The following is a 20,361-nucleotide window of genomic DNA, read 5'->3' as shown; positions in this document are numbered from 1 at the left end:
TCTACACTCAGCAGCGACGAGCGCGCATCCGGCGCGCAGGCAAGGAGACAACTCCATGAAGCTGCTGCACGTACCCCTGCTGGTGTTGGGCCTGTTGATCGCCGGGCAAGGATTCGCCGCCACCGCGCAACAGGAAAAGATGAAGACCTGCAACGCCGACGCCACCGCCAAGGCGCTCAAGGGCGACGAACGCAAGGCGTTCATGAGCACCTGCCTGAAGAAGGATGTGCCGCAGACCCAGCAGGAGAAGATGAAGACCTGTAACGCCGACGCCACCACCAAGGCGCTCAAGGGCGATGAACGCAAGACCTTCATGAGCGACTGCCTGAAGAAGAAATGACCTGCGCCTATGCCTCTGCCGTGAAGGCTGGCAGACTGCGGGACTTTCCGCTGTCTGCCGTCGAGGCTGTATGACCTTCACCCCCCGCCAGGTCACCCTGGCCAGCTGGATCATCGTCATGGCCGGCCTGTTGCTGGCGTTGCCTCTGAAGCTGCTGCCGAGCCTGCTCGCCGGCTTGCTGGTGTTCGAGCTGGTCAATATGCTCACCCCCAGGTTGCAGCCTTTGATCGCCGGGCAGCGTGCGCGCTGGCTGGCGGTAGCGCTGCTCGGCACCTTGGTGGTGAGCACGCTCACCCTGCTGATTGCCGGCGCCTTCAGTTTCCTCCTGCACGAAGCCGAGAACCCCGGCGCCTCGCTGGACAAGTTCATGGGCCTGGTCGAGCGTGCCCGTGGCCAGCTGCCGCCGTTCATCGAAGCCTACCTGCCGGCCAGTGCCGCCGAGTTCAAGGTGGCCATCGGCGAATGGATCAAGAGCCACCTGAGCGACCTGCAACTGGTCGGCAAAGGCATGGCGCACATGTTCGTGACCCTGTTGATCGGCATGATCCTCGGCGCCATCGTCGCCCTGCAGCGCATCCCCGACATCTCCCGGCGCAAGCCCCTGGCCGCAGCCTTGTTCGAGCGCCTGAGCCTGCTGGTGCAGGCGTTTCGCAACATCGTCTTCGCGCAGATCAAGATCTCGCTGCTCAACACCTTTTTCACCGGCATCTTCCTCGCCGTGGTGTTCCCGCTGTTCGGCGTCCACCTGCCGTTGACCAAGACCTTGATCGTGCTGACCTTCCTGCTTGGGCTGCTGCCGGTGATCGGCAACCTGATGTCCAACACGCTGATCACCATCGTCGGCTTGTCGCTGTCGATCTGGGTGGCGATCGCGGCGCTGGGCTATCTGATCGTGATCCACAAGGTCGAGTACTTCCTCAACGCGCGGATCGTCGGCGGGCAGATCAGTGCCAAGGCCTGGGAGCTGTTGCTGGCGATGCTGGTGTTCGAGGCGGCGTTCGGCCTGCCGGGGGTGGTGGCGGGGCCGATCTACTACGCCTACCTTAAGAGCGAGTTGAAGCGGGCTGAGCTGGTCTGAGGATCGCCGGGGCCGCTTTGCGGCCCTTTCGCTGGCAAGCCAGCTCCCACAGGAGAGGTGCGTACCCAGCTTTTGTGGGAGCCGGCTTGCCGGCGAAAGGGCCGCAAAGCGGCCCCAAATCGATCAGATCACGCCGTAGCGCTTGCGCGCCTCGATCGCCAGGCCGCTGCCGATGCTGCCGAAGATATTGCCTTCCACATGCCGTGCATTGGGCAGCATCGCCGCCACGCTGTTGCGCAGCGCCGGAATGCCGCTGGAGCCGCCGGTGAAGAACACCGTGTCCACCTGGCTCTCGCTCACACCGGCCTTGGCCAGCAACTCGCTCACACTACCGCGCACGCGCTCGAGCAAACCTTCAATTGCATCTTCGAACAGTGCCCGGGTCAGCTCGGCCGACAGCTGCGGCTCGATGCGGCCAAAGTCGATGCTCCGGCTGTCGCGCTCGGTCAGCTCGATCTTGCTGGCCTCCACCTCCATCGCCAGCCAGTGCCCGGCGCGCTGCTCGATCAGCTTGAACAGGCGGTCGATGCCGAGGGTGTCCTCGATGTCGTAGCGCATGCTGCCCAGGGCCAGCTGCGACTTCTGCGCATACAGGGCGTTGATGGTGTGCCAGGTGGCCAGGTTGAGGTGATAGCTGGTGGGCATCAGCGCGCCGCTCTTCATCCGGCTGCCGTAGCCGAACAGCGGCATCACACCCTGCAGGCTCAGTTGCTTGTCGAAGTCGGTGCCGCCGATGTGGACGCCGCCGGTGGCGAGGATGTCGTCCTGGCGCTCGGCCACCAGATGGCGCTCGGGCGACAGGCGGATCAGGGTAAAGTCCGAGGTACCGCCGCCGATATCGACAATCAGTACCAGCTCTTCACTGCTGATGCCCGACTCGTAGTCGAACGCCGCGGCGATCGGTTCGTACTGGAACGACACGTCCTTGAAGCCAATCTTGCGCGCCACGTCGGCCAGGGTATCCTCGGCCTCCTGGTCGGCAGCCGGGTCTTCGTCGACGAAGAACACCGGGCGGCCCAGCACCACCTGGTCGAATTCGCGACCGGCATCGGCTTCGGCACGCTTTTTCAGTTCGCCGATGAACATGCCCAACAGGTCTTTGAACGGCAGGGCGCTGCCCAGCACGCTGGTGTCGTGCTTGATCAGCTTGGAGCCCAGCAGGCTCTTGAGCGAGCGCATCAGGCGGCCTTCGTAGCCTTCCAGGTACTCGTGCAGGGCCAGGCGGCCATACACTGGGCGACGCTCCTCGATGTTGAAGAAGACCACCGACGGCAAGGTGATCTTGCCGTCTTCCAGGGCGATCAGCGATTCGACGCCCGGGCGGTGCCAGCCGACCGTGGAGTTGGAGGTGCCGAAGTCGATGCCAAGGGCACGGGCCGGGGATACGTCAGACATGAAGAAAGCTTCCGGAGGCAAAACGGCCGCGCAGTTTATGCCAGTCTGCGGCTAAATCAAGACCGGTCGTCTGCGATAGCGCAACCCCGGATGAACCTTGAAAGGCTATGCTTGACCCCAATCTTCAGTAGCAATACGTACATTCACATCGGTGATCCATAGATGGACTTCAAAGACTATTACAAGATACTCGGCGTCGAGGCGAGCGCGGACGACAAGGCGATCAAAGCCGCGTACCGCAAGCTCGCGCGCAAGTATCACCCCGACGTCAGCAAGGAGCGTGACGCCGAGGACAAATTCAAGGAGGCCAACGAGGCCTACGAAGTGCTTGGCGACAAGGACAAGCGCGCCGAGTACGACGAGATCCGCAAGTACGGCGGCCAGCATGGCCGGCCATTCCAGGCACCGCCTGGCTGGGAGTCCCGCGGCGGTGCTGGCGGTGGCTTCGAGGGCGGCGATTTTTCCGATTTCTTCAGCTCGATCTTCGGCGCCCGGGGCGGCAATCCCTTCGGTGGCGGCGGTGGCCGGCAACAACGCAGCGCCGGCAGACGAGGGCAGGACGTGGAACTGGAACTGGCGGTCTTCCTCGAGGAAACCCTGAACAAGGAATCCAAGCAGATCAGCTTCCAGGTGCCGCAGACCAATGCCGCCGGCCAGCGCACCGGGTTCACCACGAAAACGCTGAATGTGAAGATCCCCGCCGGGGTCACCGACGGCGAGCGCATTCGCCTCAAGGGCCAGGGCGCGCCGGGCGTGGGCGGTGGCGCCAATGGCGACCTGTTCCTGACCATCCGCATGGCACCGCATCCGCTGTTCGATGTCGAAGGTCATGACTTGATCATTACGGTGCCGCTGGCCCCGTGGGAAGCGGCGCTCGGCGCCAAGGTGGCCGTGCCGACCCTGACCGGTAAGATCAACCTGACCATCCGCCCCGACAGCCAGAGCGGCCAGCGCCTGCGGGTCAAGGGCATGGGCCTGCTGAACAAGCAGGGCGAGCGCGGCGACCTGTACGCCCAGCTCAAAGTCGTGATGCCGGCCCAATCCGATGACGCAACGCGCGCACTGTGGACCCAGCTCTCCGAGAAAGCCGCGTTCAATCCGAGGACTCAATGGAGTAAGTGATCATGAGCAGCACCCTGATCGTTCAACTGGACATGCGTACCCTGTGTCAGGAGGCCGACCTTACGGCCGATTGCGTGATCGAGATCGTCGAGCACGGCATTGTTGAACCGTCGGGGCGAACGCCGGAGGAATGGGTGTTCGATGACCGCGCGCCAGTCACCCTCAAGCGTGCGGTGAAGCTGCATGATCAACTGGAGCTCGAGTGGGAAGGGGTGGCGCTGGCGCTGGAGCTGTTGGAAGAGGTGCAGCAGTTGCGCACTGAGAACAGCATGTTGCGCCAGCGGCTGGGCAGGTTTACCCAGATGTGAGCCGGGGCCGCCATGGCGGCCCGTTCGCCTGCAAGCCGGCGCCTACCTGATCCTGTAGGAGCCGGCTTGTAGGCGAAGATGGCGACTCCGTTTCAAGCCGGCTTCAGTACCTTGAAATACAGAGCTGTCGCCCGGTAAACCCCTTCCGGCCCGCAGGCATAATCTGGAATTTCCCCTGCCTTGCTGTACCCCTGCGCCCGATAGAACGCCTGCGCCCCTGACCCTGCCTCGGTATCGAGAAACAGCATCCCCCGCCCGATCCGCCGCGCCTCGGCCTCCAGCGCGTTCATCAACTGTTGCCCCAGCCCACGCCGCCGCGCATCGCTGTGTACCAGCAGCTTCTGCACCTCGGCTCGGTTCAGCCCGTTGGGCTTGAGGCACAGCCCCAACTGTACGCTGCCCAGCACCTCCTGGCCTTGGGCAATGACCCAGAGCAACTGCTCGCCACCGGCCAGCTTTGCCTTCACCTCATCGAAGTACGCCTTGGCCTGACGCTCGTCGATATCGGCTAGAAACCCCACAGACGCGCCCTGGCGCACCGCATCGAGCAACAGGGCCACCAGACCGTCGCGGTAGTACGCCAGGCCTTCGTGGGTCACGCGGTGCAGCTGGGCAGTGTTCATGGGCTTCAGTTCCTTGAAGGGGGGAGGGTGTTGTCATCCAGGTAAAGTTGCATGAAGGTCAGGTCCAGCCAGCGTCCGAATTTCACCCCCACCTGCGGCATCTGCCCGGTGGTGCTGAAGCCCAGGCGTTCGTGCAGGCGGATCGACGCGGCATTGCCGCTTTCGATGGCGGCGACCATTAGATGCTTGTCGCAACGGCGTGCCCGCTCGATCAGCGCTTCCATCAACACAGGCCCCAGGCCCTTGCCGCGCTGGTCGCCACGCACGTACACCGAATGTTCGACGGTATGGCGAAAACCCTCGAACGGTCGCCAGTCGCCAAATGAGGCATAGCCCAGCACGCCGCTGTCATCCACCGCCACCAGGATCGGATAGCCCTGCTGCGCACGGGCCTCGAACCAGGCCAGGCGATTGGCCAGGTCCACCGGGGTTTCGTTCCAGATCGCCGTGGTGTTGGCCACGGCGTCGTTGTAGATGTCGAGGATGCCCGGCACGTCGTCGATCAGGGCGTCGCGGATCTGGTAACTCATGACAGCGTCTCGCAAGGGAAGTGGTTGCAGATTAAATGGTAACCAGGCCGCGCACACCTTCGGCCTGCATGTTTTCGCCGCGGCCGCGCTGGACGATCTCGCCGCGGGCCATGACCAGGTACTGGTCGGCCAGCTCTTCGGCGAAGTCGTAGAACTGCTCCACCAGCAGGATGGCCATGTCGCCCCGGTCGGCGAGCTTGCGGATCACTGCGCCGATCTCCTTGATCACCGAGGGTTGGATACCTTCGGTGGGCTCGTCGAGGATCAATAGGCGTGGGCGGCAGGCCAGGGCGCGGCCGATGGCCAGCTGTTGCTGCTGGCCACCGGAGAGGTCGCCGCCACGGCGTTGCTTCATCTGCTCCAGCACCGGGAACAGCTCGTAGATGAAGGCGGGTACTTCCCGTGCCTCGCGGGCGGGAAAGCGCGACAGGCCCATCAGCAGGTTTTCCTCCACGGTCAGGCGCGGGAAGATCTCGCGGCCCTGGGGCACGTACGCGATGCCGGCCTGGACCCGTTGCTGGGGCTTGAGCGTGGAGATCGGCTTGCCTTCCCACTCCACGCGGCCTTCGCGGGCCGGCAGCAGGCCCATCAGGCAGCGCAGCAGGGTGGTCTTGCCCACGCCGTTGCGGCCCAGCAGGCAGGTGACCTCGCCGACCTTGGCCTCGAAGGACAGGCCGCGCAGAATGTGGCTGCCGCCGTAGTATTGGTGCAGGGTGTCGATCTTGAGCATGTGTTGTCCTTGTCGAATCGGCTTTGGGTGTTCGGGCCTCATCGCCGGCAAGCCGGCTCCCACAGGGTTTGTGCAACTGCAGCCCTTGTGGGAGCCGGCTTGCCGGCGATGAGGCCGGTGCAGATAACGAAGATCAGCGGCCCAGATAAACCTCGACCACCCGCTCATCCTCCTGCACCTGCGCCAGCGACCCTTCGGCCAGCACACTCCCCTGGTGCAGCACCGTCACATGGTCGGCAATGCTGCCGACGAAGCCCATGTCATGCTCCACCACCATCAGCGAATGCCTGCCTGCCAGCGAGCGGAACAGCTCGGCGGTGAACTCGGTCTCGGCGTCGGTCATCCCCGCCACCGGCTCGTCGAGCAGCAGCAGCTTTGGCTCCTGCACCAGCAGCATGCCGATCTCCAGGAACTGCTTCTGCCCGTGGGACAACAACCCCGCCTGACGCTGGGCCAGGGGCAGCAGTCGCAGGGTCGCCAGCACCTCATCGATGCGCTGGCGCTGCTCGCCGCTCAAGCGTGCCAGCAGGCTGGCCCACACCGACTTGTCGGCCTTGAGCGCCAGCTCCAGGTTCTCGAACACTGTCAACGCTTCAAACACCGTGGGTTTCTGGAACTTGCGGCCGATGCCGGCCTGGGCGATCTGGCATTCGCTCATGCGGGTCAGGTCGAGGGTGTCGCCGAAAAACGCGGTGCCCGCGTCGGGACGGGTCTTGCCGGTGATCACGTCCATCATCGTGGTCTTGCCGGCGCCGTTGGGGCCGATGATGCAGCGCAGCTCGCCGACGCCGATGTACAGGTTCAGGTCGTTGAGCGCCTTGAAACCATCGAAGCTGACGCTGATGCCCTCCAGGCTCAGCACCGTGCCATGGCGGGTGTCGAGCCCGGCCTCGCGACGCCGGCCCAGACCGATGGCCTCGCGACCGCTGCCGACCTGGTCGAAGATCGGTTCCAGCATGAATTCCGGATGCACCGGGGGCACGCTTCTCATGGCTGGCTCCTTTTCTTCACAAGGCCGACCACGCCCTTGGGCAGGTACAGGGTGACGAGGATGAACAGCGCGCCGAGGAAGAACAGCCAGAACTCGGGAAACGCCACGGTGAACCAGCTCTTCATGCCATTGACCAAACCAGCGCCGAGCAGCGGCCCGATCAGCGTGCCGCGTCCGCCCAAAGCCACCCACACGGCGGCTTCGATGGAGTTGGTGGGCGACATCTCGCTGGGGTTGATGATGCCCACCTGCGGCACGTACAGCGCCCCGGCCAGGCCGCACAGCACGGCGCTGAGCACCCACACCAGCAGCTTGAAGCCGCGCGGGTCGTAGCCACAGAACATCAGGCGGTTCTCGGCGTCGCGCACGGCGGTGAGCAGGCGCCCGAACTTGCTCTGGGTCAGGCGCCAGCACAGGAACAGGCTGCCCAGTAGCAGGCTCACCGTGAGCAGGAACAGCACGGCCCGGGTGCCCTGGGCGGTGATGTCGAAACCGAGGATGGTGCGGAAATTGGTGAAGCCGTTGTTGCCGCCAAAGCCCGTTTCGTTGCGGAAGAACAGCAGCATCCCGGCAAAGGTCAGGGCCTGGGTCATGATCGAGAAGTACACGCCCTTGATCCGCGAGCGGAAGGCGAAGAAGCCGAACACCAGCGCCAGCAGCCCCGGCGCCAGCACCACCAGGCACAGCGCCCAGGCGAAGTGCTGGGTGCCGGCCCAGTACCAGGGCAGTTCGCTCCACGACAGGAAGGTCATGAACCCTGGCAGGCCGTCGCCCGCCGCCTGGCGCATCAGGTACATGCCCATGGCGTAGCCGCCCAGGGCGAAGAACAGGCCGTGGCCCAAAGACAGCAAGCCTGCGTAGCCCCAGACCAAGTCCAGGGCCAGGGCGACGATGGCGTAGCAGAGGATCTTGCCGACCAGGGTCAAGGTGTAGGCCGAGACCTGCAAGGCGTGCCCGTCGGGCAGCAGCGACAGCAGCGGCAGGGCCAGCAGCACCACAACGACGACGGCGCCGACGGCCAGCGACACCCGTGTGCCGGCCTTGCGCGTGGCAGTGACAATCAATGGCTGGTTCATCAGTCGATTACCCGTCCCTTGAGGGCGAACAGGCCTTGCGGGCGCTTCTGGATGAACAGAATGATCAGCGCAAGGATAAGGATCTTGCCCAGCACCGCACCGATCTGCGGCTCCAGCAGTTTGTTGGCGATGCCCAGCCCGAAGGCGGCCCACAGGCTGCCGGCCAGCTGCCCGACACCGCCGAGCACCACCACCAGGAACGAGTCGATGATGTAGCTCTGGCCCAGGTCCGGGCCGACGTTGCCGACCTGGCTCAAGGCCACGCCACCGAGCCCGGCGATGCCCGAGCCGAGGCCGAAGGCGAGCATGTCGACGCGCCCGGTGGACACCCCGCAGCAGGCCGCCATGTTGCGGTTCTGGGTGACAGCCCGCACGTTCAGGCCCAGCCGCGTGCGGTTGAGCAGCAGCCAGGTGAGCAGCACCACGGCGAGGGCGAAGCCGATGATCACCAGGCGGTTGTACGGCAGCACCAGGTTGGGCAGCACCTGGATGCCGCCGGACAGCCAGGCCGGGTTGCTGACCTCGACGTTCTGCGCGCCGAAGAGCAGGCGCACGGCCTGGATCAGGATCAGGCTGATGCCCCAGGTGGCCAGCAGGGTTTCCAGTGGGCGGCCATACAGGTGGCGGATCACCGTGCGCTCCAGGGCCATGCCGACCCCGGCGCTGACGGCGAAGGCCACCGGCAGGGCGATCAGCGGGTAGAACTCGATGGCACCGGGGGCATAGCGCTGCAGCAGTACCTGGACCATGTAGGTGCTGTAGGCGCCGAGCATCAGCATCTCGCCGTGGGCCATGTTGATCACCCCGAGCAGGCCGAAGGTGATCGCCAGGCCCAGTGCCGCCAGCAGCAGGATCGAGCCCAGCGACAGGCCGCTGAAGGCCTGGCCGAGCAGCTCTCCGACCAGCAGCTTGCGCTGTACCTGGGCCAGGCTGGTTTCGGCGGCGGTGCGCACGGCGGCATCGGTTTCGGCGCCCGGTTGCAGCAGCGCCTCGAGACGGGTGCGGGCCAGTGGGTCGCCGGTTTCGCCGAGCAGGCGCACGGCGGCCAGGCGCACGGCGGGTTCGCTGGCGCCCAGTTGCAGGTTGGCCAGGGCCAGGCCCAGGGCGGCGTGGACGGCGGCGTCCGGCTCGGCGGCGAAGCGGCGTTCGAGGAAGGCCATCTGCGCCGGTTGCGCGGATTTTTGCAGTTGTTGGGCGGCGGCCAGGCGGACATTGGCCTGGTCGCTGAGTAGCTGGTGGCTGGCCAGGGTATTGTCGATCAGGCCGCGCAGGCGGTTGTTCAGGCGCAGCTTGCGGGTGTCGCCTTCGGCGATACGGCCTTGGCGCAGGTTTTCCAGCAGCGGCAGGCGCGCGGCATCGGGTTGTGCGGCCCAGGTTTCGAGTAGGTTGGCTTGCTCGGCGGGCTTGGCGCTGAGGAAGAATTCGCCCTCGCTGGCTTGGGCGGCCAGGGGCAGTAGCAACAGAAGGGTGAGCAGGAATCTGAGCATAAGGGCAGTCCTGGAATATCGGCGGTGGATTCATCGCTGGCAAGCCAGCTCCCACAGGTTCAGTGCTGTTCTCAGGGCTGGCGCGATCCCTGTGGGAGCCGGCTTGCCGGCGAATGGGCCGCAGAGCGGCCCCAGTACACTCAGTTCCCTTTCACCGCATAATCCGGCCGCTTGTCATTGCCCGGAATGAACGGGCTCCAAGGCTGCGCCCGCAGCGGCTGTTCGGTCTGCCACACCACGCTGAACTGCCCGTCATCCTGGATCTCGCCGATCATCACCGGCTTGTGCAGGTGGTGGTTGCTCTTGTCCATGCTCAGGGTGAAGCCCGACGGTGCCTTGAAGCTCTGCCCGGCTAATGCTTCACGCACTTTGTCGACGTCTGTGGACTTGGCTTTCTCGGCGGCCTGCGCCCACATGTGGATCCCCACATAGGTGGCCTCCATCGGGTCGTTGGTCACCGCCTTGTCAGCCCCCGGCAGGCCCTTGGCCTTGGCGTAGGCCTTCCAGTCGGCGACGAACTTCTGGTTCACCGGGTTATCCACCGACTCGAAGTAGTTCCACGCCGCCAGGTGGCCCACCAGCGGTTTGGTGTCGATACCGCGCAGCTCCTCCTCACCCACCGAGAACGCCACCACCGGCACATCGGTGGCCTTCAGCCCCTGGTTGGCCAGTTCCTTGTAGAACGGCACGTTGGAGTCGCCGTTGACCGTGGAGATGACCGCCGTCTTGCCGCCAGCCGAGAATTTCTTGATGTTGGCGACGATGGTCTGGTAATCGCTGTGGCCGAAAGGCGTGTACACCTCCTCGATATCCTTGTCGGCCACGCCTTTGCTGTGCAGGAAGGCGCGCAGGATCTTGTTGGTAGTGCGCGGGTAGACGTAGTCGGTGCCCAGCAGGAAGAAGCGCTTGGCGCTGCCGCCGTCTTCGCTCATCAGGTATTCCACCGCCGGGATCGCCTGCTGGTTGGGCGCCGCGCCGGTGTAGAACACGTTCGGCGACATCTCTTCACCCTCGTACTGCACCGGGTAGAACAGCAGCCCGTTGAGCTCCTCGAACACCGGCAGCACCGACTTGCGCGACACCGAGGTCCAGCAGCCGAACACCACCGCCACCTTGTCCTGGGTCAGCAGCTGGCGGCTCTTCTCGGCGAACAGCGGCCAGTTGGACGCCGGGTCCACCACCACCGCCTCGAGCTGCTTGCCGTTGACCCCGCCCTTGGCGTTGATCTCGTCGATGGTCATCAGCGCCATGTCCTTGAGCGAGGTCTCGGAAATGGCCATGGTCCCGGACAGCGAATGCAGGATGCCGACCTTTATGGTCTCGGCGGCCTGGATGCTCCAGCTCAGGCCCATCGCGGCGATCGATGCGCTGAGGGTGAAGGCCTTGATCAGACTGCGTCGCTTCATGTGCTCACTCCGATGTGATGGTGGGTGTTGGCCAGATCGGAGATTGCAAGGGCTGTGCCGGGCGTTGGAATGTGCGTGATAGAGCGGTTGTGCGACGAATCGGGGCGCGGGGTGGGGCCAGGATGGTGCTTGCTGCACAGGCCTGCACAGGATTGGGGCCGGGGGCAGTGAACACTTTTGACCATCGCCGGGGCCGCTGTGCGGCCCAATCGCCGGCAAGCCGGCTCCCACAGGTACTGCGCAACCCTGACCCTGTGGGAGCTGGCTTGCCAGCGAAAGGGCTGCGCAGCAGCCCCCTGCGATCAGCGGCTCGACGCGCCTCTCACCGCATTGCGCGGCTGGCGCCTGCTACGCACGAACTGGTAGGTCACTGCCAGGATCACAAACCAGATCGGCGTCACCACCAGCGCCGAACGGGTGTCGGCCTCCAGGCTCAACAGCACCAGGATGCCGGCGAAGAACACCAGGCACACGTAGCACATGAAGCGCCCGCCGGGCATCTTGTAGGTGGATTGCTCATGCAGCGCCGCACGTTGCTTGCGGTAGCTCAGGTACGACAGCAGGATCAGCGTCCAGACGAACATGAACAGCACCGCCGACACCGTCGTCACCAGGGTGAAGGCTTCGATCACATTGGGTACCAGGTAGATCAGCACCGCGCCCAGCAGCAGGCAGGTGCAGGAGAAGTATAGGCCGTTGGCCGGCACCGCGCGGCGCGAGAGTTTCTCGAACGCCCTGGGCGCATCGCCTTCCTGGGCCAGGCCGAACAGCATGCGGCTGGTGGAGAACACGCCACTGTTGGCCGACGAGGCCGCCGAGGTCAGCACCACGAAGTTGATGATGCTCGCCGCCGCTGGCAGGCCGGCCAGCACGAACAGCTCGACGAACGGGCTCTTGCCCGGCACCACGTCGCGCCATGGGGTCACGGCCATGATGGCGATCAGCGCCAGCACGTAGAACACGATGATGCGGATCGGGATCGAGTTGATCGCCCGCGGCAGGGTGCGTTCGGGGTTCTTCGCTTCGGCGGCGGTGGTGCCTACCAGTTCGATGCCGACGAAGGCGAACACGGCGATCTGGAAGCCGGCGAAGAAGCCCAGCAGGCCGTTGGGGAACATGCCGCCGTCATTCCACAGGTTGGTCAGGGTGGCGGTGTGCCCGCTCGGCGACTGGAAGCCGGTGATGACCATGTACAGGCCGGTGGCGACCAGGCCCATGATGGCGATGATCTTGATCAGGGCGAACCAGAATTCCATTTCGCCGAACATCTTCACCGTGACCAGGTTCAGCGACAGCAACAGCGCCACGCAGCTCAGCGCCGGTATCCACTGCGGAAGGTCCGGGAACCAGAATTGCGTGTAGGCGGCAATCGCCACCACGTCGGCGATGCCGGTGACCACCCAGCAGAACCAGTAGGTCCAGCCGGTGAAGTAGCCGGCCCAGGGGCCGAGCAGGTCGGCGGAGAAATCGATGAACGACTTGTAGTTGAGGTTCGACAGCAGCAGCTCACCCATGGCGCGCATGACGAAGAACAGCATGAAGCCAATGATCATGTAGACGAAGATGATCGATGGGCCGGCCAGGCTGATTGTCTTGCCCGAGCCCATGAACAGGCCGGTGCCGATGGCGCCGCCAATGGCGATGAGCTGGATGTGGCGGTTGGTCAGGTTGCGTTGCAGGTGTTGATCATCTGGCGTTGTGGGGGCAGGTTGCGTCATCAGGCTACATTCCCTTGAGTGGTCAGTCTTCTTGTCGGAGGTAGCCGGATAGGCTAACACGCGCGTGTCAGATAAGAGGCGCGACAGATCGACCGGGGGGATGACAAGGGGGAGGGTAGTGGCTTCACAGGTGATCGCGCCGGGATGGTGCGTTCACCTGTGAAGCAGTCGCGCTACGGGGCTACTGGGTGACTTCCAGCGGCCCTTTGGCTGCCTTCAACAATGACCTGACTTTACTGGTGAAGTGTTCATCCCCCGCTTTGGCGGTGTAGACCATATTGATCTTGATGTCTTCGATAACCGAAAGATCTTCGAGCAGCGTCTCGTTGCCCAGGATCTCGAGGGACCATTCGGAAATCGCACCTGTACCTTCGAAGGGCAGGTATCGCCCGTCGTGGAACATCAGTTCGTAAACCCAGGTGCCTGCGTCATACCCCAGGCCGTCTTCGGCCACCGCCGATGACAGCGCGATCTGCTGTTTTACGCTCGGGTTGCGAAGCACCAGTTTTGGATCTTTACCGGCGCTCTCGGCCTGCGGCACTGTGTCTACGGTTTCGCTGGTGTCCGCTGCTACCGATGACGGATAAAGCGAGCGAGCGGCATGTTCGTTGGCCTCCAGCAACGTTGTACTGCCGGTCTGAGTCAGCGTTGCGCACAGTTCGTCGAGCGCAACATCGTTTTTCAGGATAAAGGTGACCGATACGTATTTAAGCTGGCGCAGGTACTGGCCTGGGTAACTGCGGTCGAAGTCAGCGGCATTGAAGGCGAAGTTGTGAGTGAACGGAGCAGTACGGCTTGTCTTTCTAGTAAACAGCTGCCCCCAGGTGGCTTCTCCCAGTTTTTTCTTGAGGCTGAACGATTTCTTGATGGTCAGGCGGCGCTCGTTCTTCAACAGATACTCGTTTTCCATCTGCTGCAAGTTGACCAGCAACGACTCGCCCATCAGCATGCCCTTGTAGTTTTCTCGCCACGCCGTGGTGTCTATGAAGGTGTCGCGTCGGTAATCACCGATCTCGTAACGCCAAGCCGTTTCCACGGCCTGACACAGCGAGCGAACAGCATCGTAGGCGGCGCCGTAAATCTGCTCCTGGCGGGCGACCAGCCAGTTGTACACCGGAATGATGGTGAACCCGGTGGTCATGGATACATAGGCTTCTTGCAGGTTTATGCGGTCCTGTTCGCATTGGGCCAGGGCAATGGTACTGGCGTTGAGTTCGATGTTTGTTTCTGCCAGTTGCTGATCCAGGATCTTGATGTCCCATTCGACTTGGCTTTTGTCAAACGCCCATCCTGCGGCACGACGGTTATAGTCTGCTTGGGTCTTCAGCTCATTGCTGATCATGGCGGCTATATCAGCAGTTGACCTCAGATCTTGCGCGGCGGCCTTTGAAATAGCCTGAGGCGAGTGGCCTCCATTGGAGAAGCCAAATATAGTCGGTATCACGGTTCCAGTAACACCCGCAAGTATATCGAACACAATGCTGCCCATCTTGTTGTAGTTCGAAATCCAAGTGAACGCTGTAGCTGCCTCTTCTTCGGCAGAGCGGCCGACATCGATCAAGTCGGTTAAATAGTCCTTTTGTGCAGCGGCCTTGTCTCGACTTAGAAGTAAAGTTGACTTTTTGGCGCGAATGCTATCGATAGCCTCTTTCTGTATGCGAACTGCAAAGTCTGACATTTTAATATCCTGTGCTTTCAGTTGCACGGATAGGCTGGTATTGAACTCTTCCTCCATCAATGCCATGTAGTGCCGCCCGAAGTCCGACAATTGCTGAGCTGCAGCTTTGGCCATAGGCAGTAGCTGGCGGAAGCGATAGTGTGGAATAGCCTGCTGCGGGCCTCGGTAAGGGATTGGCAGGTTGCTGACTCCGCCCCGGGTGCTGGCAAAAGCGTCCAGGCTTTCGTCGCTCCAGGTCAAAGGTTGCAATGGTTTGCCGTCCAGGGTAAGACCATGGCGCAAGTTGTGTACCCGTCTTTCCAGTGTCTTGCGCAGCTCGATCACGCGAGGGTTGATCGGTCTGCGGAACGCACCATCGTTGAGGGCAGCGAGGGTAATCGGACTGAATCGTGATACCAGGCTGCCTGCGGGCAACGGGCCGAGCAATTGCAAGGCTTGCTGATAGCACAACCAGGCTTGATTCAGCGTGCTCAATGTAAGTTGGCGGTACCAGTGATCGCCTTGTTGTTGCCAATTTTCCAGCAACGACAGGTAGACGGCCTGCTGATAGTGCCGTGAAAGTGTGAACACTCGGCTGATGACGTCCACATCCTTGTTCAACGTCGAACTCAGACTGCCCACTTGCGCCAAAGGCCGTGTGCCCCAGGGGGCGGGCCGGCCGTCGTCGCCTGGCTCAGTCCGGTAGGGGTTGAACAGGTAGCGCAGGTACCAGTCTTCGGCCTCCTCGAACTGCTGCTGTTCGGTCAGGCGCATCGCTACCAGCGCGGGCACATGCAGGAACAGCTCTCTGAAATAGAGTGCGTTCGCCCCATGGAAATCGACTTCCACCGCGGGTGCCCCGGCCTCGAGACTGGGTTCGGGTAGTTTCTGTGTATCCCAGGCGAGTACTCGCTCAACGCCCTGGCTGGCCCGCGCGACGAGGTTTTTACCAAAGAGGGTGTTCAGCCGAATCTTGTTTTGCTTGAGGATCGGTGCAGTTTCTGAGACTGAACCGAGGTCCAGATACTGAGCCTGGTTGATGCTATCGATGTAGATATCCCAGGTTTCGTCTGAGCTGAGCTTTTCGATGTCGTAGTTGTACGCGATTAGATGATAAATGGATTCGGCTACTTCTTTTGGTATTTCTTTTGTCGAGGCTTCATCTTGAGTTTCGGCGCTTTTGTCTACTGATGGTCTGGTTGGCACGTTTTTATCGATGTAACTCTCTATGAGGATCTCAATTTCGCTAATGTCTTCTGTGCTAAAGGTTTGAATGTGTGCCCGGGTGCGGGTTTTGAAAATAGTTTCATGTATTTTGGTTTTTTGCTTTGGTGTAATGGCGATGTTGAGTTTGTGGGTTTCTTGGTGCTCTCTTTTAATCTCTGCTTCGATCGTCAGGGTTTTTGAATGTGCAGCTATTTTGGTTTCCAAAGTGAATGGGGGTGAAGCTTCTGTTTCGCTGTTGGGATTATTTTTTTGGAGGTTGTTGCTTAAAAGCGTTATGTATAATGTTTGGTTGATGTTGACTTCTTTATTTTCGACAATGTGGCGAAGGTGCGAACTAATATCTTCAAGCTTGTCATAATAAAGGGAGAATTTTTTCCCGCTTAATTCTGGGATATTTAGAAGTCCCTCAATCTTTTTATTCAAGTGGAGTGGGTGGGGGTACCTATATGAAATGGTCTGGGGTTTCTTTAAGTAGATGGGTTTCCCGTTATAGGGGTGTTGGATTGCCTGTGTCTTTTTGTAAGAGCTAAGTAAGGCGCGGCTAAGCGTTTGGGCAGTGCCTGCGTCAATGTTCTGCCTTTCGATCAAAAGCAAATCCCTCGCCTCGATGAAATAATCGTCATCATAAGTAGGCTTAGCGTCCTTTTTGGTGCAATTAATGCAATCAAACAGCATGGCGGTCAGCCAAGGGTCCTTCGCACGTTCACCTTCGTCGTTTACAACGACGATCAACCCCGGCAAAAAGTCGCGGCTCTTAGCCCGTTTTGATTCCCACTTACCCTCTTTGTAACCATCCAGGCTCATCAGTTCGTTGGCGGTGCTCCACGTACCGTCGCTTTGCTGGAAGCCGTAACTCACTGAAAGCTTGCGCTTGTTGGCCAACAGCTCGCCTGATTTGGCGCCGTTGGGCAGGTCCGTGGTGCTGCGCTCCACCCAGAACACGTACCGGCGCCCCGCGATCACCACGGGGCGGACGGCATCACAGCGTTTGCCGTTCCATTCGCTTTGGGCGATCTCCGCCGAGGCGGCTACATTGATCTTTTCCCACTCGCTCCAGGCCAGCGGGTTCAGGCGCTGTTGATCGTCGCGCAGGCTGATATCGAACGTACGCCAGTAGTATTCGACGGGGGTGCTATTGGTTCTGGCGATTAGGTGATACATGTCCTGCTTAGGATCATGCCCATCGAGATAGCCGCTAATCACTTGCAAGTTACTGACACGTTCGAATTTGGCCAGGTAGCTGCAAATCGCGTTATGCAGGAGTGCCGTGTCCATCTTGCCTTGATTGAGTTCAACTTCCAGCTCCTGGAAAGCAACGCTCTTGTTCGGCCGATTGGCGTAATAAATCAGGTTGGCGGGGTGATTATGCTGGTCCCTGGAGCGCTTCCAGGTGCCATATTGCCCCAGCCCGCTTTGCCATTCGATTTGCGCGGCGCTGGATGGCGCGTTGCCCCCATACCCAGGCTCAAGGCGCGCGAACAAACGTGACAAATAATGTTGCAAGCTGCCAATGGTCTGGTTGAACAGCGTGGTTTGGACCGCGCTGCTAACGCCAATGTCATATAGGCAGTAGCTCGACAAATCTTCGAAGCCCGTAATGCAGGCCACGGCATTGGATTCAGGCGGCATCCAGTGGCCGATCAGGTAGCCCGCCAGCGCGTCACGGCGGTCTGCAAGCGATTGCGTTTCGATGATGCTGCGTAGCGCGTCATCGGCCCCGGCCATCAGCAGGTTGCTTGCACCTTCGAACTCCACATAAGAGGATGTTTCGTCAAGTTCGGCAAGGCTCAACAATGAAGCGCACGCCAGGCCGGTTTTTTCGCTGAGCATTTTCAGCCGGAGAATGAAGTCGATATCACTGATGGTTGAAGGTACGCAGGCAATACCAACCGATCGGTGGACCATGCCAGGTCGCTCAGGCAGCTGTTCGATTTTGAAGGGATGATAACCATTGTGATCCCGATACTTGCCAGATTGCATATTATCGTAATGTCTTCTCCAATTCTCCGGGTCGTACATGGTACTGTATTGATTTGCTGTGACAAACAGCGTGCCCTGTTGTTGATCTATGAATGCTAGTAATTTGTCTATGAGGTCTTGGAGGTCGTTTTTGTATCGATGCATGCCGACAGGGCGAACCACGGCCTCCGTGATGAAAGTTTTTGGCGTCCTTTTTTCGTAAATATTCCGCTGTTCATCAGACAGCTCCTCCAGGAAGTCATCAAATGTTCTTTCAGTTCGTTCGAACAACATGAGTTCATCTACATGTGGAGCAGCCTCGGCTACTTCCGTAGGATGCCATCCAATCAGTGCGCCCAAGGCCTGGTTGGCCTCGGAAACCCGCGCAGGTGCGCTGCTGTCGCGATGCGTGGCGACGTAGCGAACAACATCTTCTTCGTCGGCACCCTCTGCCCTGGCTACCTCGACCCAGGCCCGAAAGCGGCTGAGTTGATAACAAAGGTCAAGGTTCGCCGGATGGCTACCTGTCTGCTCAAGGTCGAAGAAGGCCGCATTGTTGTTGAATACCCTTACTGCACCTGGGCTCAAGCGCAAAAGTTGGATCAAAGCGCAACGTCTTTCAAGGGTGAACCAAATCTGGGATGCCCGCTTTTTTTCAGCCTCGTCGGCTGCAGCTGGGGTTGCGGTGCTGCCCGGGAACAGAGTGATGGCCGCACTCAATACCTGGGCGGCGCTGTAGCCACTCCACGCGAGCAAGGGCCGTACATGCGTGGCTGTCAGTGGATGCGTACTTGATAGATTGCCGAACAGACTGATCATCATCGATCCTGCCAGGCTTTCTTGAGTGTTGCCGTCTGCTGAATGCGAGGAATTACCCACTGCTTCGACTATCGCAACACGCTGTGCGTTGACGATGTCTCTCAGTTTGGCACTTACTGGCACGTCTGCTTCAGGTGGTTCCGCCAGTGCCTCCAGCAAATGGCTAGGGGTGATTCGCTCTTGCCGTAGCCATTGATCGAGGTTGGTCAAGGCAACCAAGGTATCCAGTACATCGGTTGCGCCAATCGCGCTGATGGATGGTTTTCCCGCCAGTTGCGCAATCACGTCGGTCCCGGCTTTTGCCAGCAGGGCGATCAGTGCATCTGCTTCTCGTTGCGGCCGTTTGAGTAGCCTGTGCAAGCGGCTGAGGCGGTACAGCGAGGATAACAATGTCAGCGAGACGGTGAACCTCTTCAGCCCCAGGGCCTGTTTGGCCTGCGCAAGGTAAATCAAAGTGGTGTCTTCGCTGGTCCCCAGTGCTTTGCAGAGTGCGGGTACCACCTTGAACTGGCCTTCGGCGCCATCTGCCGGATCGAATGCACGGTCATCCAGAATCAAGGATTTCAGTGGGTCGACTTCACTGGCGCCCGGGCCATCGAGCACCCGGTCCAGCAACGGTGCTTGTTCGCCATTGGTGAATGGGTTGATTTCCATGACCAAAGCGGCGAATTGTTCGGCGCTGATGCCGTAGGCTTCGTTCAGGTAGCGGAATACCCCGAATGCACTCAGTGTAGTGGGCGTGACATGCCAATTCTTCATTTGGCCTTCGGCTCGAAGAATCGACATCAACAGCAGGTCCACCTCCCCGAATGGCAAGCCAAGTGCCCGTTGCAGGTGAATCATATGATAGATCCGCGGCAGGCATTTGTAGTCGAGGGCATCGAACATCGGTGCGATGCCTGGGCCGTCCATCGAGTCCTTGATGGTCAGCGGCTTCGCGCGCTCGGCATTGATATAGGCTGCGCCGTAGTGATAACGATCAGTGGCCGGCTGGCCAGCGGGCTGATAGGCAGTAGAACTGCGTACCAGGGTGTAGGCACTCGTGGCGTTGTCATCCACGCCTGCGACTGCCAGCAACTCCAAGACCTGCTCAAAGCTCAGCCCGGTGCGACGTTGAAAGGTATTGACGTCCAGCAGGGCGTTTTTTGCAGCAGTCGCACCGACACCGTCCATGCCATACAACTTTCGCCATGGGTCACCGCTCCAAAGCATCGTTTTACTGTCCGTCAGTAGCGCTTGCAGTGCAGGGCTGAGTCCGCAGGCATTACGCATGACCTGACGCAGTTCGGGCGTGTGTAGCGCGTCGTGGCAGAAATTCGGGTAGGTGTATTTAGCCTGCTGCAGCAACTCGAAATGCGGAATTTTCCGGTGCTTCAGTACCGCCTTGATCTGTTCCTGTGCCTGATGGTAAGGCACGCAGACGTGCTGCCCGGCATTTGCGAGCGTTTCGGGCAGATAGGCAGATGCCCCTGCTCGTTCCTGGGCATGCCGAGACAAGATGCGGACGGCCAGCGCCAGGGCGCTGATGGGCTGCTCAAGGTTTTTCGGATCGATGACCAACTCGCCGATATCCGGGCGCCGCTTTGCCAAGGTCAGGCGGGTAGTGCTGGAACTGGCGTTTTCCAGTTCCAGTGCCTTCTGGTACAGGGCATGCAGATAGGCAATGGGCCCCGTGTTGGACTCTGGGGAGTCGGGGCTGCAAGGGTTGGCAAGTTGTTCCGGGAACAGGGCGGCGTAGGTATGAGCTGAGGCGGATTGCTCGGTCATGTCAAGACTCCAGAGGGTCAATGAACATCGCTGATGATTGCCATCGCGTTCGAGCAAGTACGGTATGGGGCCAAAAAAAGTGGAACAACTGGCAGAAATGCTAGGTGGGATCCTGCGGTAAAGGACTG

The 20,361-nt window shown here is 60.8% G+C and carries 14 protein-coding genes; 4 read left to right on the top strand and 10 right to left on the bottom strand.

The features are described 5' to 3' along the window. Positions 1–55 precede the first annotated feature (55 nt). Together KSS90_RS22625 and KSS90_RS22620 are read left to right on the top strand one after the other, a co-directional pair. Positions 56–340, top strand: a complete 285-nt coding sequence (locus KSS90_RS22625) for a PsiF family protein (protein ID WP_217867339.1) — start codon at positions 56–58, stop codon at positions 338–340. A 70-nt stretch (positions 341–410) separates the two neighbouring features. After that, positions 411–1,418 (top strand): AI-2E family transporter, encoded by a 1,008-nt coding sequence (locus KSS90_RS22620; protein WP_217867338.1) that lies wholly within the window; start codon positions 411–413, stop codon positions 1,416–1,418. 123 nt (positions 1,419–1,541) lie between these two features. Here the strand turns inward: KSS90_RS22620 and KSS90_RS22615 are convergent, their stop codons facing one another. Further along, positions 1,542–2,813, bottom strand: coding sequence for an Hsp70 family protein (locus tag KSS90_RS22615; protein ID WP_217867337.1), 1,272 nt, complete (start codon positions 2,811–2,813; stop codon positions 1,542–1,544). A gap of 162 nt (positions 2,814–2,975) precedes the next feature. Here KSS90_RS22615 and cbpA point away from each other — a divergent pair, with 162 nt between their 5' ends. Both cbpA and KSS90_RS22605 read left to right on the top strand, forming a co-directional pair. After that, complete coding sequence (gene cbpA, locus KSS90_RS22610) at positions 2,976–3,935, top strand: curved DNA-binding protein (protein ID WP_217867336.1); 960 nt, start codon at positions 2,976–2,978, stop codon at positions 3,933–3,935. 2 nt (positions 3,936–3,937) lie between these two features. Further along, a complete protein-coding gene (locus tag KSS90_RS22605) occupies positions 3,938–4,243 on the top strand; it encodes a chaperone modulator CbpM (RefSeq protein WP_217867335.1) in 306 nt (101 codons plus the stop codon). A gap of 92 nt (positions 4,244–4,335) precedes the next feature. Here KSS90_RS22605 and KSS90_RS22600 read toward each other — a convergent pair whose 3' ends face one another. From KSS90_RS22600 to KSS90_RS22560, 9 genes are all read right to left on the bottom strand, one after another. After that, positions 4,336–4,866: a GNAT family N-acetyltransferase gene (locus KSS90_RS22600; protein ID WP_217867333.1), complete on the bottom strand. Its 531-nt coding sequence runs from the start codon at positions 4,864–4,866 to the stop codon at positions 4,336–4,338. A 5-nt stretch (positions 4,867–4,871) separates the two neighbouring features. Beyond that, positions 4,872–5,396, bottom strand: coding sequence for a GNAT family N-acetyltransferase (locus tag KSS90_RS22595; protein ID WP_217867332.1), 525 nt, complete (start codon positions 5,394–5,396; stop codon positions 4,872–4,874). A 31-nt stretch (positions 5,397–5,427) separates the two neighbouring features. After that, the gene (gene urtE / locus KSS90_RS22590) at positions 5,428–6,126 is read right to left on the bottom strand and encodes an urea ABC transporter ATP-binding subunit UrtE (RefSeq protein ID WP_217867331.1); all 699 of its coding nucleotides are present in this window, start codon (positions 6,124–6,126) and stop codon (positions 5,428–5,430) included. A 133-nt stretch (positions 6,127–6,259) separates the two neighbouring features. Beyond that, positions 6,260–7,117 (bottom strand): urea ABC transporter ATP-binding protein UrtD, encoded by an 858-nt coding sequence (gene urtD, locus KSS90_RS22585; protein WP_217867330.1) that lies wholly within the window; start codon positions 7,115–7,117, stop codon positions 6,260–6,262. After that, on the bottom strand, positions 7,114–8,193 hold the full coding sequence (gene urtC, locus KSS90_RS22580; RefSeq protein ID WP_217867329.1) for an urea ABC transporter permease subunit UrtC: 1,080 nt from the start codon (positions 8,191–8,193) through the stop codon (positions 7,114–7,116). The genes urtD and urtC overlap by 4 nt, the downstream gene beginning before the upstream one ends. Then, on the bottom strand, positions 8,193–9,680 hold the full coding sequence (gene urtB, locus KSS90_RS22575; RefSeq protein ID WP_217867328.1) for an urea ABC transporter permease subunit UrtB: 1,488 nt from the start codon (positions 9,678–9,680) through the stop codon (positions 8,193–8,195). The genes urtC and urtB overlap by 1 nt, the downstream gene beginning before the upstream one ends. Positions 9,681–9,820: 140 nt before the next feature. Further along, positions 9,821–11,086: an urea ABC transporter substrate-binding protein gene (gene urtA, locus KSS90_RS22570; protein ID WP_217867327.1), complete on the bottom strand. Its 1,266-nt coding sequence runs from the start codon at positions 11,084–11,086 to the stop codon at positions 9,821–9,823. 302 nt (positions 11,087–11,388) lie between these two features. Beyond that, on the bottom strand, positions 11,389–12,804 hold the full coding sequence (cycA, locus tag KSS90_RS22565; protein ID WP_217867326.1) for a D-serine/D-alanine/glycine transporter: 1,416 nt from the start codon (positions 12,802–12,804) through the stop codon (positions 11,389–11,391). A 181-nt stretch (positions 12,805–12,985) separates the two neighbouring features. Further along, positions 12,986–20,233: a Tc toxin subunit A-related protein gene (locus KSS90_RS22560; RefSeq protein WP_217867325.1), complete on the bottom strand. Its 7,248-nt coding sequence runs from the start codon at positions 20,231–20,233 to the stop codon at positions 12,986–12,988. Positions 20,234–20,361: the final 128 nt, after the last annotated feature.

It is taken from the genome of Pseudomonas maumuensis (genome assembly GCF_019139675.1).
GTDB classification, from domain to species: Bacteria; Pseudomonadota; Gammaproteobacteria; order Pseudomonadales; family Pseudomonadaceae; genus Aquipseudomonas; species Aquipseudomonas maumuensis.
This window is presented reverse-complemented; position numbering and strand designations above follow the sequence as displayed.

Excerpts from the sequence above, each read along its gene's own strand:
- cbpA (WP_217867336.1), top strand. The coding sequence starts at position 2,976 with ATGGACTTCAAAGACTATTACAAGATACTCGGCGTCGAGGCGAGCGCG.
- KSS90_RS22625 (WP_217867339.1), top strand. The coding sequence starts at position 56 with ATGAAGCTGCTGCACGTACCCCTGCTGGTGTTGGGCCTGTTGATCGCC.
- urtB (WP_217867328.1), bottom strand. The coding sequence starts at position 9,680 with ATGCTCAGATTCCTGCTCACCCTTCTGTTGCTACTGCCCCTGGCCGCC.
- urtD (WP_217867330.1), bottom strand. The coding sequence starts at position 7,117 with ATGAGAAGCGTGCCCCCGGTGCATCCGGAATTCATGCTGGAACCGATC.
- KSS90_RS22595 (WP_217867332.1), bottom strand. The coding sequence starts at position 5,396 with ATGAGTTACCAGATCCGCGACGCCCTGATCGACGACGTGCCGGGCATC.
- KSS90_RS22615 (WP_217867337.1), bottom strand. The coding sequence starts at position 2,813 with ATGTCTGACGTATCCCCGGCCCGTGCCCTTGGCATCGACTTCGGCACC.
- urtE (WP_217867331.1), bottom strand. The coding sequence starts at position 6,126 with ATGCTCAAGATCGACACCCTGCACCAATACTACGGCGGCAGCCACATT.
- KSS90_RS22605 (WP_217867335.1), top strand. The coding sequence starts at position 3,938 with ATGAGCAGCACCCTGATCGTTCAACTGGACATGCGTACCCTGTGTCAG.
- urtA (WP_217867327.1), bottom strand. The coding sequence starts at position 11,086 with ATGAAGCGACGCAGTCTGATCAAGGCCTTCACCCTCAGCGCATCGATC.
- KSS90_RS22600 (WP_217867333.1), bottom strand. The coding sequence starts at position 4,866 with ATGAACACTGCCCAGCTGCACCGCGTGACCCACGAAGGCCTGGCGTAC.
- cycA (WP_217867326.1), bottom strand. The coding sequence starts at position 12,804 with ATGACGCAACCTGCCCCCACAACGCCAGATGATCAACACCTGCAACGC.
- urtC (WP_217867329.1), bottom strand. The coding sequence starts at position 8,193 with ATGAACCAGCCATTGATTGTCACTGCCACGCGCAAGGCCGGCACACGG.
- KSS90_RS22620 (WP_217867338.1), top strand. The coding sequence starts at position 411 with ATGACCTTCACCCCCCGCCAGGTCACCCTGGCCAGCTGGATCATCGTC.
- KSS90_RS22560 (WP_217867325.1), bottom strand. The coding sequence starts at position 20,233 with ATGACCGAGCAATCCGCCTCAGCTCATACCTACGCCGCCCTGTTCCCG.